General features: G+C 66.0%; 11 protein-coding genes. 7 read left to right on the top strand and 4 right to left on the bottom strand.

Translation table 11 applies throughout. From position 1 onward, the window contains the following. The first annotated feature begins 2 nt into the window (after positions 1 to 2). The 5 genes from IF803_RS11160 to IF803_RS11140 are packed head-to-tail and all read left to right on the top strand — an operon-like array spanning position 3 to position 5,481. On the top strand, positions 3 to 755 hold the full coding sequence (locus IF803_RS11160; protein WP_051447972.1) for a CpaD family pilus assembly protein: 753 nt from the start codon (positions 3 to 5) through the stop codon (positions 753 to 755). Beyond that, the gene (locus IF803_RS11155; protein ID WP_028342288.1) at positions 752 to 2,020 is read left to right on the top strand and encodes an AAA family ATPase; all 1,269 of its coding nucleotides are present in this window, start codon (positions 752 to 754) and stop codon (positions 2,018 to 2,020) included. The genes IF803_RS11160 and IF803_RS11155 overlap by 4 nt, the downstream gene beginning before the upstream one ends. A gap of 24 nt (positions 2,021 to 2,044) precedes the next feature. Next, entirely contained in the window at positions 2,045 to 3,508 is a 1,464-nt protein-coding gene (locus IF803_RS11150; RefSeq protein ID WP_028342289.1) for a CpaF family protein, read from the top strand. Between the two features lie 11 nt (positions 3,509 to 3,519). Continuing rightward, positions 3,520 to 4,497 carry a type II secretion system F family protein gene (locus IF803_RS11145; RefSeq protein ID WP_028342290.1) on the top strand — a complete coding sequence of 326 codons (978 nt, stop codon included), beginning with the start codon at positions 3,520 to 3,522 and terminating at the stop codon, positions 4,495 to 4,497. Positions 4,498 to 4,506: 9 nt separating this feature from the next. Continuing rightward, a complete protein-coding gene (locus tag IF803_RS11140) occupies positions 4,507 to 5,481 on the top strand; it encodes a type II secretion system F family protein (protein WP_028342291.1) in 975 nt (324 codons plus the stop codon). Between the two features lie 174 nt (positions 5,482 to 5,655). Here the strand turns inward: IF803_RS11140 and IF803_RS11135 are convergent, their stop codons facing one another. Further along, on the bottom strand, positions 5,656 to 6,453 hold the full coding sequence (locus tag IF803_RS11135) for a tetratricopeptide repeat protein (protein ID WP_137476641.1): 798 nt from the start codon (positions 6,451 to 6,453) through the stop codon (positions 5,656 to 5,658). A 205-nt stretch (positions 6,454 to 6,658) separates the two neighbouring features. On the opposite strand from IF803_RS11135, the gene IF803_RS11130 reads away from it, so the two are divergent. Together IF803_RS11130 and IF803_RS11125 are read left to right on the top strand one after the other, a co-directional pair. Next, entirely contained in the window at positions 6,659 to 8,038 is a 1,380-nt protein-coding gene (locus IF803_RS11130; protein ID WP_461192182.1) for a leucyl aminopeptidase family protein, read from the top strand. Beyond that, positions 8,031 to 8,873 carry a C40 family peptidase gene (locus tag IF803_RS11125; protein WP_461192181.1) on the top strand — a complete coding sequence of 281 codons (843 nt, stop codon included), beginning with the start codon at positions 8,031 to 8,033 and terminating at the stop codon, positions 8,871 to 8,873. The genes IF803_RS11130 and IF803_RS11125 overlap by 8 nt, the downstream gene beginning before the upstream one ends. 281 nt (positions 8,874 to 9,154) lie before the next feature. Here the strand turns inward: IF803_RS11125 and IF803_RS11120 are convergent, their stop codons facing one another. The 3 genes from IF803_RS11120 to IF803_RS11110 are packed head-to-tail and all read right to left on the bottom strand — an operon-like array spanning position 9,155 to position 13,077. Then, positions 9,155 to 10,780: an ABC transporter ATP-binding protein gene (locus tag IF803_RS11120; protein ID WP_461192180.1), complete on the bottom strand. Its 1,626-nt coding sequence runs from the start codon at positions 10,778 to 10,780 to the stop codon at positions 9,155 to 9,157. 3 nt (positions 10,781 to 10,783) lie between these two features. Continuing rightward, complete coding sequence (locus tag IF803_RS11115; protein WP_028342296.1) at positions 10,784 to 11,968, bottom strand: ABC transporter permease; 1,185 nt, start codon at positions 11,966 to 11,968, stop codon at positions 10,784 to 10,786. Beyond that, positions 11,968 to 13,077: a microcin C ABC transporter permease YejB gene (locus tag IF803_RS11110; RefSeq protein WP_016842625.1), complete on the bottom strand. Its 1,110-nt coding sequence runs from the start codon at positions 13,075 to 13,077 to the stop codon at positions 11,968 to 11,970. Before IF803_RS11110 ends, IF803_RS11115 begins: the two co-directional genes overlap by 1 nt. Position 13,078: the final 1 nt, after the last annotated feature.

Here is a 13,078-nt window from a genome sequence, read left to right as displayed (position 1 = left end):
CGATGACACAGACCATATCCAGGACATCCGCCGGTTACCGGCGCGGCATCGCTCTCGCCGGAGCGCTCGTCAGCCTCGCGATGACGCTGGGCGCCTGCCAGCACGCCGCCGACAACAGCTTCGCGATGGTGAACGCGCCGGCCGACTATCGCCAGCGTCACCCGATCGCGGTCACCGAGGCTGATCGCTCGATCGTGGTCTTCGTCGGCCGCAGCCGCGGCGGCCTGACTGCGGAGCAGCGCGCCGAGGTGATGGGGATGGCGCAGGACTGGATGCGCGAGGGAACCGGCGCCGTCACCATCGACGTTCCCGCCGACACGCCGAACGCACGGACCGCCCAGGAATCGCTGCGCGAGATCCAGGCCACGTTCACCGCCGCCGGCGTGCCGCCGCGCGGGATCCTCGTTCGCAAATACCGTCCCGAGGATCCGCGCCAGATGCCCGCGATCCGCGTGAACTATCCAAAGATGAAAGCGGTCGCCGGGCCGTGCGGCCTCTGGCCGGAAGATCTCGGCCCGTCGATCCACAACGGGTCCTACATCGAGAACAAGCAGTACTACAATTTCGGCTGCGCCAATCAGCGCAACCTCGCAGCCATGGTCGAAGACCCGACCGACCTCGTGCAGCCGCGCGCGGAAACCCCTGCCTATACATCACGTCGTAACATCGCCTTCGACAAGTATCGCAAGGGCACCACCACCGCCACGACTTATCCCGAGTCCGACAGGGCCAAGCTAAGCGACACAGGAAAATGATCACCTACGCGCAGCAAAACTCCGAAGAGCAGACGGACGCCCCGCCGCAGGCCGCGGACGACCATATTGCTCCGGCGCCACGGGTTTCGGTCCAGGCGTTCTGCGAAACGGTCGAGACCGCTGCCGCCGTGCAGTCGGCGGGCGAGGATCGCCGGCTGGCCAAGGCTCACCTCAAGATCCAGATGGGCGGCATGGCGGCTGCCATCGAAGCCTATCGCTCGGCGCCGACGCCCAATGTCATCATCCTCGAGACCGAGGGCCGCGGCGACATCCTGGCTGGCCTCGATCAGCTCGCAACAGTGTGCGACGCCGGCACCCGCGTAGTCGTGATCGGCCGCGTCAACGACGTGACGCTGTATCGCGAGCTGGTGCGCCGCGGCGTCAGCGATTACGTGATTGCGCCGGCCCATGCGATCGACGTGGTGCGCGCGGTCTGCAACCTGTTCTCGGCGCCGGAAGCCAAGGCGGTCGGCCGCATCGTCGCCGTCGTCGGTGCCAAGGGCGGCGTCGGCGCTTCGACCATCGCCCACAATGTCGCCTGGGCGATTGCCCGCGATCTGGCGCTTGATTCCGTGGTCGCCGACCTCGACCTCGCCTTCGGCACCGCCGGCCTCAACTACAACCAGGATCCCGCGCAAGGCATCGCCGATGCCGTGTTCTCGCCGGACCGCGTCGATACCGCCTTCGTCGACCGCCTGCTGTCGAAATGCACCGACCATCTGAGCCTGCTGGCGGCGCCGGCGACGCTCGACAAGGTCTACGATTTCGGCGCCGAGGCGTTCGATGCGATCTTCGATACGCTGCGGACCACGATGCCCTGCATCGTGCTCGACGTGCCGCATCAATGGTCCGGCTGGACCAAGCGCGCGTTGATCGCGGCCGACGACATTCTGATCGTGGCGGCGCCCGATCTCGCCAATCTGCGCAATGCCAAGAACATGTTCGACCTGCTGAAGGCGTCGCGGCCCAACGACCGCGCACCTCTGTACTGCCTGAACCAGGTCGGCGTGCCGAAGCGTCCCGAGATCGCGGCCGGCGAGTTCGCCAAGGCGATCGAAAGCCAGCCGATCGCCGCCATCCCGTTCGATCCGCAGATCTTCGGTTCTGCCGCCAACAACGGCCAGATGATCGCCGAGATTTCCGCCAATCACCGCGCGGTCGAGATGTTTCTGCAGATGGCGCAGCGGCTGACAGGCCGCGGCGAGACCAAGAAGCCGAGGGGGTCCTTCCTGTCGCCCCTGCTCGAAAAGCTGCGGTCCAAATAGTGGTCCGCGTGGAGTTAAGACGTCGTGTTTGGTAAGCGTAGCGGAAACGATGGGGACGTGCGGGCACCCAAGCCCGCGTTTCAGGCGCCGGAGCCTGCCGGCGCGCCGGCGATGTCGCGCGAGTCCGCCGCACCGGCGATCTCGTCGCCGCCGCTGGCACCTAGCAAGCCACCGCCTGCTCCCGCCGTCGAAGCCCGCCGCTCGGACAACTACTACCAGGTCAAGGCGACGATCTTCGGCGCCCTGATCGAGGCGATCGACCTTGCCCAGCTCGCCAAGCTGGACAGCGAATCGGCGCGCGAGGAAATCCGCGACATCGTCAACGAGATCATCGCGATCAAGAACATCGTGATGTCGATCGCCGAGCAGGAGGAGCTGCTCGACGACATCTGCAACGACGTGCTCGGCTACGGTCCGCTGGAGCCGCTGCTGTCGCGCGACGACATCGCCGACATCATGGTCAACGGCGCAGGCACCGTATTCATCGAAGTCGCCGGCAAGATCCAGCGCACCGGCATCCGCTTTCGCGACAACCAGCAGCTTCTCAACATCTGCCAGCGCATCGTCAGCCAGGTCGGCCGGCGCGTCGACGAATCCTCGCCGATCTGCGACGCCCGCCTCGCCGACGGTTCCCGCGTCAACGCCATCGTGCCGCCGCTGGCGATCGACGGGCCCGCGCTCACCATCCGCAAATTCAAGAAGGACAAGCTGACGCTGGAGCAGCTCGTCAAGTTCGGCGCGATCACCCCGGAAGGGGCAACCATCCTGCAGATCATCGGCCGCGTCCGCTGCAACGTGATCATCTCCGGCGGCACCGGCTCGGGCAAGACCACGCTGCTGAACTGCCTGACCAACTATATCGAGCACGACGAGCGCATCATCACCTGCGAGGACGCCGCCGAGCTTCAGCTGCAGCAGCCGCATGTGGTGCGGCTGGAGACCCGGCCGCCGAACATCGAGGGCGAGGGCCAGGTGACGATGCGCGAACTGGTCCGCAACTGCCTGCGTATGCGCCCGGAACGCATCATCGTCGGCGAAGTCCGCGGACCCGAAGCGTTCGACCTGTTGCAGGCCATGAACACCGGCCACGACGGCTCGATGGGCACGCTGCACGCCAACAATCCGCGCGAAGCACTGTCGCGCTGCGAATCCATGATCACCATGGGCGGCTTCTCGCTTCCGTCTCGCACCATTCGTGAGATGATCTGCGCCTCGGTCGACATCATCGTGCAGGCGGCGCGCCTGCGCGACGGTTCACGCCGCATCACGCACATCACCGAGGTGATGGGCATGGAAGGCGACACTATCATCACCCAGGATGTCTTCCTCTACGACGTGGTCGGGGAAGACGCCAACGGCAAGATCATCGGCAAGCACCGCTCGACCGGCATCGGCCGGCCGCGCTTCTGGGAACGTGCGCGCTACTACAATGAAGAGAAGCGGCTTGCGGCGGCGCTCGACGCCTCCGACGCGCCGGCGCCGGTCTAGGGGAACGCAGGATGCAGACGCAAACTCTGGCTCTCGCCTTCCTCGCCGCCACGACGGTCGGCGGCATCGCCTGGGTCTTCCTGTATCCCTACCTTTCGGGGGAAAAGAAGGCCGAGTCGCGCCGCGCGTCGGTGGCGCGCAGCGAACCCACGACGACACGAAATGCTGACCGCACGCAACGCTCCCGCCGCGAGCAGGTCGAAGGATCGCTGAAGGAGCTCGAGGCGCGGCGTCAGAAGGACAAGAAGGTCCCGCTCGGCGTGCGCATCTCGCAGGCCGGACTGGACTGGTCGGAGCAGAAGTTCTGGATGATCTCGGGCGCCCTTGGCCTGTTCGGGTTCGGCGTGGCCTTCATGGTTGGCGGAGGCCTGCTCGGCGCGGCCGGCATCGGCTTTGCCATGGGTCTCGGCCTGCCGCGCTGGGTGCTCGGCTTCCTGAAGAAGCGGCGGGAGAAGGCGTTCCTGAAGGCGCTGCCTGACGCCGTCGACGTCATCGTGCGCGGCATCAAGGCCGGCCTGCCGCTGTTCGAATCGCTCAAGGCGGTCGTCAACGACGCGCCGGAACCGCTGCGCAGCGAGTTTCTCGCCATCATCGAGACCCAGGCGATCGGCATGCCGCTCGGCGAAGCCTGTGCCCGGCTCTACGAGCGGATGCCGCTGCCGGAGGCCAACTTCTTCGGCATCGTGATCGCGATCCAGCAGAAGTCGGGCGGCAATTTGTCGGAAGCGCTCGGCAACCTGTCGAGGGTGCTGCGCGACCGCAAGAAGATGGCCGAGAAGATCCAGGCGATGTCGATGGAAGCGAAGGCCTCCGCCGCCATCATCGGCTCGCTGCCGCCGATCGTGATGATCCTCGTGTTCCTGACGACGCCGGACTACATCGCCCTGCTGTGGACGAATTCGATGGGCCAGCTCATGCTGGTCGCCTGCGCGATCTGGATGTCGATGGGCGTGCTGGTGATGAAGAAGATGATCAACTTCGATTTCTGACGGTGCAGCATGATTGATATTCTGGTCGCCAAGCTCCACGACGTCAGGTTCATGACCATGCTGCTTGCCTTCTTCGCGGCAAGCGCGACGGTCTACACGCTGGTGATGCCGCTGCTCGCCGGCGGCGATCTCAACAAGCGCATGAAGGCGGTCGCCAGCGAGCGCGAGCGCCTGCGGCAGCGCGAGCGCGACCGTCTCTCCAAGTCGGAAAAGGTGACGCTGCGCCAGACGCCGAAGCAGGCCGTCTCCAAGATGGTGGATGACCTGAATCTCACCAAATGGCTGGCCCAGGAAGCGGCGATCGAGAAGCTCGTGATGGCGGGCTATCGCGGCCACGCTCCGTATGTCTATTTTCTGGCAGCGCGGGCGGTCACGCCGATCCTGATGCTCATCGGCGCTATCATCTATACGTTCTTCATTGCCGGCGCGAACTGGTCGCTCACGCTCAAGATCGGCATTTGCGTCGGCGCGGCCTATGCCGGCCTGCAGGCGCCGATGCTGTTCCTGAAGAACGCAATCTCCAAGCGCCAGCTCCAGATCAAGCGCGCCTTCCCGGATTCGCTCGACCTGCTGCTGATCTGCATCGAGTCGGGCATGTCGGTCGAGGTCGCATTCCGGAAAGTGGCCAACGAGATCGCCGGGCAATCGGTCGCGCTGTCGGAGGAGTTTGCGCTGACGACCGCGGAACTGTCCTATTTGCAGGACCGCAAGACGGCCTATGAGAACCTGGCGCGCCGCACCGGCCTCGAAGGCGTGAAGTCGGTGTGCATGGCCTTGCAGCAGTCCGAGCGCTACGGCACGCCGCTCGGCCAGAGCTTGCGCGTGATGGCGCAGGAAAACCGCGACATGCGGATGAACGAGGCCGAGAAGAAGGCCGCATCACTGCCGCCCAAGCTGACGGTGCCGATGATCCTGTTCTTCCTGCCCTGCCTGTTCATCGTGATCCTCGGCCCGTCCTACATCAAGATCGCCACGATGCATTGAGTTGCGCAGCAGCGGACTGCGTTACTGCTTTTCCTTCCCCCTGAAAGGGGGAAGGTCAGGATGGGGGTCGGCCACAGACGCCGCTGCGCAATGGAGAGATGATCCCCACCCGCTTTGCTTTCGTGGGCAAAGCGACCTCCCCTTTTCACGGGAGGTGGAGCTGCCACGTTTGGTTTAGTCGTCCTTGGCGACGACCGGCGCCGCACGCGACGCGGTCCGCGGCCCGTCCTTGCGGTTCAGCATGTCGCGGAGATAGGCGACGTTGGCCGCGGCCTCATCCGACGGCAGGTCGGCCTTGACGATCGTTTCGGCCTCCGCGAAGCGGCCCTGCAGGCCGACGACCAGCGCAAGGTTCTGCCGGATCCGGGTGTCGGCGCGGGCGCTGGCATAGGCCTGGCGCAGCGTCTCTTCCGCTTTCGGCAAATCCTTGGTCAGCATGTAGGACAGGCCGAGATTGGACAGCACCGACGGCTCGTCCGGAGCCAGCCTGAGCGCACTGGCGTAATAGCGCCGCGCCTCCTCGTGCCGGTTCATCTTGTCGAGCGTGGTGCCCTGCACCGACAGGATCCGCCAGTCCGGATTGTCCGGGCTATGCGCGCGGCTCAGCACGTCGAATGCAGCTTGCGAATTGCCGTTATCGGCCAGCGCGCGGCCATAGGCGGCGAGCAGCGCCTTGTTGCCGGGGTTGGCGATCGTGGCCTGCTCGAGCACGGCGCAGGCCTGCGAACGCTGTCCGGTCATCCGCAGGGCCTGGCCGTAGCCGACCGCGGCGGCGACATCCTTGGGATTCTTGCGATAGCGCTCGCCATAGACCTCGACGGCGCGGCGCGGATCATCGGGCGTGGGATCGGACCGGGACGTGATCGATCCCGCCACGTCGGACATGGTCTGGCAACCGCCAAGCCCTGCGGCCAGGACCGCCAGGAGGGCTGCGGAAGCGAGATGCCGGGTCAGATTGGACTGTCGACGCATGGCACTGTGACTCACGAAATCGGGCGAACGGTTCCAGCCGAGCGTGCCAGCAATAGACTGTTAACCCTAACGTCTGGTTAACTGGCGGCGTGACAACCGGCCCGCCGGTTCCGGCCTGCACGGCGCGTGAACCGTTGGCGCGCTACCATCCGTGGCGAAAGGCGTGTAGTAGCCCACCAACGACGCCAGAACAGCCGAGAGCCGCATGCCATCCGTGTTCGAGACTGCCGCCACGACCGCCGCCACGCCGATCACCTTCGTCACCAAGGCGACATGGGATGCGATTCGGGGCGAGCTGCCGGCACCGGCGCGCCAGTTCGCGGCGGCCAATGACTTTGCGGCCAAGCCCGGCAAATTGCTCGTCCTGCCGGCGGCAGACGGTGGCATCGCGCAGGTGCTGTTCGGCCTCGAGGCCGCCGACCACAAGGCGCGCGATCCGTTCCGGCCCGGCGCCCTGCCCGGCCTGCTGCCGCCGGGCGTCTATCGGTTCGCCAATGCACCGCACGACACCAGACTTGCCGCACTCGCCTTCGCACTCGGCTGCTATCGCTTCGGCCGCTATCGCGCGAACAAGGTCCCCGAAGTCCGCCTGGTGCCGCCCGACGGCATCGACACGGCGGAGATCACCCGGATGGCGGATGCCGCGGCGCTGGCGCGCGACCTCATCAACACGCCGTCCAACGACATGGGGCCGGCCGAGCTCGCCGACGTGGCGCGTGACCTCGCGACGCGGTTCGGTGCGACCTTCAATTGCATCGACGGTGACGAGCTCGCGCAGAACTTTCCGCTGATCCACGCCGTCGGCATGGCGTCGACTCGCGCGCCGCGGCTGGTCGAGCTGAGCTGGGGCGACCCCGCCCATCCGAAGGTAACGCTGGTCGGCAAGGGCGTCTGCTTCGATACCGGCGGGCTCGATCTCAAGCCGTCGAGCGGCATGCTCATCATGAAGAAGGACATGGGCGGCGCCGCCAACGTGCTGGCGCTGGCCCAGATGGTGATGGACGCGAAGCTGAAGCTGCGGCTGCGCGTGCTGATCCCGGCGGTCGAGAACGCGGTTGCCGGCAACGCGTTCCGCCCGCTCGACATCTTCAAGTCGCGCAAGGGCATCACCGTCGAGATCGGCAACACCGACGCCGAAGGGCGGCTGGTGCTCGCCGACGCGCTGGCGCTCGCCGACGAGGAGACGCCCGATCTGCTGGTCGATCTGGGCACGCTGACCGGCGCCGCGCGGGTGGCGCTGGGCCCGGATCTGCCGCCGTTCTACACCAATGACGAGGCGCTTGCCGGCGACGTCGCATCTTGTGCGAAGAGCGAGAACGACCCGTTGTGGCGGATGCCGCTGTGGCCGGCCTACGACGCCTGGCTCGACTCCAAGACCGCCGACATCACCAACGCACCGTCGGGTGGTTTCGCGGGCTCGATTACCTGCGCGCTGTTCCTGCAGCGCTTCGTCGAGCACGCGAGGAGCTGGCTGCACGTCGACATCTACGGCTGGACGCCGTCGGCCAAGCCCGGCCGCCCCGAAGGCGGCGAGTGCCAGGCCGCGCGCGCGATCTACAAATTGTTGAGCCAGCGCTATGCATGACCCCCGTCTGACGCCGGCCCGCGGCGACCTCGCGGCGAAATATCTCGAGGGCAAGGTCAAGGCGGCGCGCTTCGTCGAAGGCGAAGTGCTTGAAGTCGGCGAGGCCATCGCGCCGCTGCGCCAGGCGCCGGCGAGCGATGCCGAACAGATGACGCAGGCGCTGAGGGGCGAGCGCGTCACGGTGTACGATCGCAACGGCGAAGGCTGGGCCTGGGGCCAGCTCGCCGATGACGGCTATGTCGGCTGGATTCCCGAGGTCGCGCTGGCCAAGCCCGGCGCCGCCCCGACGCACAAGGTCACGGCGCTGCGCACGCTGGCGTTTCCGGGCCCGTCGATCAAGCTGCCGCCGGTCGAGGCGCTGGCGCTGGGGACGAAGCTTGCGATCGTCCGCGAGGACGCTGCGTTCGCGCTGACCCGCGAGGGCTGGCACCTGCCGCGCCGGCATCTCGCGCCGCTCGACACGATGGCAGGTGATTTCGTTGTGATCGCCGAGCAATTCGTCGGCACACCGTATCTGTGGGGCGGCAAATCGAGCCTCGGCATCGATTGCTCCGGCCTGGTGCAGATTGCGCTGACCGCCGCCGGCACCGGCTGCCCGCGCGACAGCGACATGCAGCAGGAAGGGCTCGGCCGCGAATTGACGGCTGCCGAATCCAAGCATCTACAGCGCGGCGACCTGATATTCTGGAAGGGCCATGTCGCCATCGTGCGCGACGCGACGACGATCGTGCACGCCAACGCGCATCACATGGCAACGGCGCTGGAGAACACGCACGCCGCCATCGCGCGGATCAAGTCCGCCGGCAGCGAGGTCCTCGCGATCAAGCGGCTTTGATTGGCGCGACGGCGTGTCACCGTCATCCTGAGGAGCGCGTAGCGCGTCTCGAAGGATCGACGGCCCCACTCGGGCCACGCATCCTTCGAGGCTCGCCCAGCGGCGCATTTGCGCCGCAAGGCTCGCACCTCCAGCGACAACGGCGAAGCCGTTGCGCGGGGACGACGTGGGACGAGAAGCGAGATGCCGTAGGATGGGTAGAGCGCAGCGAAACCCATCAAGCTGCTTCCGCGCGGATGAATGATGGGTTTCGCTTCGCTCTACCCATCCTACGAAGCTCGCTACGTCGCCACCGCCCCGTCGCCGGCCGCTTCGATGCGGAACGCGGCGGCGAACAACGCGCGGGTGTAGTCGCTCTTCGGATTCTTGAACAGCTCGGAGGCCGGTCCCTCCTCCTCCACCTTGCCGGATTTCATCACGATCAAATGGCTCGCCAGCGAGGCGACCACGCGCAGATCGTGCGAGATGAACATATAGGTGAGGTCGCGCTTGCGCTGCAGGTCGCGCAGCAGGTCGACCATCTGGGCCTGCAGCAGCATGTCGAGCGCGCTGGTCGGCTCGTCCAGCACGACGAAATTCGGCTCCAGCACGACCGCGCGCGCGATCGAGATGCGCTGGCGCTGGCCGCCGGAGAATTCGTGCGGATAGCGGAAGCGCCAGTCGGGATCGAGCCCGACATCCTTCAAAGCCTTGATCACCCGCGCTTCACGCTCCTCGCGCGACAGCTGCTTCTGGTGCACCTCGAGGCCCTCGGCAATGATGTCGGCCACCGACATGCGCGGGCTGAGCGAGCCGAACGGGTCCTGGAAAACGATCTGCATGTCGCGGCGGAACGGCCGCATCTGCTTGAAGCGCAGGCCCTGGATGTCGCTGCCGAGGAACACGATCGGACCATCGGACGAAATCAGCCGGAGCAGCGCGAGCCCGAGCGTGGTCTTGCCGGAGCCGGATTCGCCGACCACGCCGAGCGTCTCGCCCTTGCGCACCGCGAGGCTGACGCCATCGACCGCCTTGATGTGGCCGACGGTCGAGCGCAACAGCCCGCGCTTGATCGGAAACCAGACCTTGAGATTGTCCGCCGACATCACGACCGCTGCGCCCGGCTGCGGCGGCGCCGGATCGGGCTTCGGCTCGGCCGCGAGCAGCGCCTGGGTATAGGCGTGCTTCGGCGCGGTGAAGACCTGCTCGACCGGCCCCTGCTCGACGATCTTGCCGTTGTTCATCACGCAGACCGTGTCGGCGATGCGGCGGACGATGCCGAGATCGTGGGTGATGAACAAGAGGCTCATGCCGAGCCGCGCCCTGATCTCGGCCAGCAGCGCCAGGATCTGCGCCTGCACGGTGACGTCGAGCGCGGTGGTCGGCTCGTCCGCGATCAACAGATCGGGCTCGTTGGCGAGCGCCATCGCGATCATCACGCGTTGGCGCTGGCCGCCGGACAATTGGTGCGGATAGCTCTTGAGCCGGGTCTCCGGCTCGGGGATGCCGACCTGGCCCAATAGCTCCAGCGTCCGCGCCCGCGCTGCCGCGCCACTGACGCCCCTGTGCAGCGACAGGATCTCTCCGATCTGGGTCTCGATGGTCTGGAGCGGATTGAGCGAGGTCATCGGCTCCTGGAAGATGATCGAGATGTCGTTGCCCCGGACCTCGCGCATCTCCCGATCGGACGCGGTCAGGAGGTCGCGGCCGCGGAAGCGGATCGCGCCGGTGGGATGCGACGCCGTCGGATAGGGCAGCAGCTTCAGCACCGACAGCGCGCTGACGGATTTTCCCGAACCGGATTCGCCGACCAGCGCGACGCACTCGCCGCGCTTGATCGAGAACGAGATGCCGTCGACCGCAAGCGCGCGGCCGAAGGCGACCGAGAGGTCGCGCACATCGAGCAAAGGCTGGTTGATCGCGTCCATGCCTCAGCCCTTCGAGAACGTCTTGCGTGGATCGAAGGCGTCGCGCGCGGCTTCGCCGATGAAGATCAGGAGCGACAGCATGATCGCGACCGAGAAGAAGCCGGTGAGGCCGAGCCACGGCGCCTGCACATTGGCCTTGCCCTGCGACAGCAATTCACCGAGCGAGGGCGAACCGGGCGGCAGGCCGAAGCCGAGGAAATCCAGCGCCGTCAGCGTCATCACCGAGGACGACACGATGAAGGGCAGGAACGTCATGGTCGCGACCATCGCGTTCGGCAGCAGATGGCGGAACATGATCACGCCGTTGGACACGCCGAGCGCACGCGCCGCCTGGATGTATTCGAAATTGCGGCCGCGCAGGAATTCGGCGCGCACCAGGCCGACCAGCGAGACCCAGGAGAATAGCAGGAGGATGCCGAGCAGGATGAAGAAGCCCGGCGGCAGCACCGCCGAGATGATCAGCAGCAGATAGAGGGAGGGGATCGCGGTCCAGATCTCGATCAGCCGCTGGAACATGAGATCGGTCCAGCCGCCGAAATAGCCCTGCACGCCGCCGGCGGCGATGCCGATGATCGAGGACAGGATGGTCAGCGTCAGGCCGAACAGCACCGAGATGCGGAAGCCGTAGATCAGCCGCGCAACCACGTCGCGGCCCTGATCGTCGGTGCCGAGCCAGTTGTATTCGAGGTCGCGGCACCCGGTCAGTCCCTTCCGCTTCACCACGTCCTTGCACTGCTCTTCGGTCAGGAGCCAGGTCGGCTTCGACGGCACCGCCGTCGGCGGGTCGAGGTTGCGGCTGTCGTAGGAGTAACGGATCGGCGGCCAGATCATGCTGCCGCCCTTGGCCGCGATCTGCTTCTGCAAGTATGGATCGCGATAATCGGCCGCGGTCTCGAAGTCACCGCCGAAGGTGGTCTCGGCGTAAGTGAAGATCACCGGCCAGTAGAGACGGCCGTCATATTTGACCATCAGCGGCTTGTCGTTGGCGATGAAATTGGCGAACAGCGACGCCACGAACAGCACGAGGAAGATCCAGAACGACCAGTAGCCGCGGCGATTGGCCTTGAAGTTCTGCCAGCGCCGCCTGTTCAGCGGCGACGGCGAGAAGCCGTGCCGCGTGGCGGGCACCGCCTCGCCGAGCGGCGATTGCGTCGAGGTCTCGACCGGTTGGGGCGCGAGCATCGTCATCAGACCTCCCGCGCTTCGAAGTCGATCCGGGGATCGATCCACATATAGGCGAGGTCGGAGAGCAGATTGACCACCAGCCCGACCAGCGAGAAGATGAACAGCGTCCCGAACACCACCGGATAGTCGCGGTTCAGCACGCTCTCGAAGCCAAGCAGGCCGAGCCCGTCGAGCGAGAAGATGGTTTCGATCAGCAGCGAGCCGGAGAAGAACGCGTGGATGAACGCGCCCGGAAAGCCGGCGATCACGATCAGCATGGCGTTGCGGAAGATGTGGCCGTACAGCACCTGGCGCTCGCTGCAACCCTTGGCGCGCGCGGTCATCACATATTGCTTGCGGATCTCGTCGAGGAACGAGTTCTTGGTCAGCAGGGTCATAGTGGCGAAGGCGCCGAGCGCCATCGACACCAGCGGCAGCGTCAGGTGCCAGAAATAGTCGATGATCTTCCAGTACCAGGGGAATTGCGCCCAGCCGTCCGAGGTCAGGCCGCGCAGCGGAAAGATATTGAGGAATGAGCCGCCGGCAAACAGCACGATCAGGAGGATCGCGAACAGGAAGCCCGGTATCGCAAAGCCGATGATGATCACCGCCGAGGTCCAGGTATCGAACCGCGAGCCGTCCTGCACCGCCTTGCGGATACCGAGCGGGATCGAGATCAGATAGGTCAGCAGCGTCATCCAGATGCCGAGCGACATCGAGACCGGCAGCTTCTCCTTGATCAGCTGCAGCACGCTGACACTGCGGAAATAGCTGTTGCCGAAATCGAACCGCGCGAAATTCCACACCATCAGCGCGAACCGCTCCGGCGCCGGCTTGTCGAAGCCGAACTGCACCTCGAGTTTCTTGATGAAATCAGGATCGAGGCCCTGCGCGCCGCGGTATTTCGAGTTGATGGCCGCGCCTGCGCCCGCGCCCTGGCCGCGCTGCGCGCCGAAATCGCCGCCGCCTCCCGACACGCGCGACGTGCCGCCGGTGTCGGCGCCGTTGATCTGCGCGATGACACGCTCGACCGGACCGCCGGGGGCAAACTGCACGACCACGAAGGAGACGAACAGGATGCCAAGCAGCGTCGGCAGCATCAGGAAGATACGTCGGGCGATATAGGCGCTCATC

This window comes from Bradyrhizobium sp. UFLA06-06, from assembly GCF_054820065.1.
The sequence above is the reverse complement of the archived record's forward strand: the minus strand, read 5'-3'. Positions and strand labels throughout refer to the sequence as shown.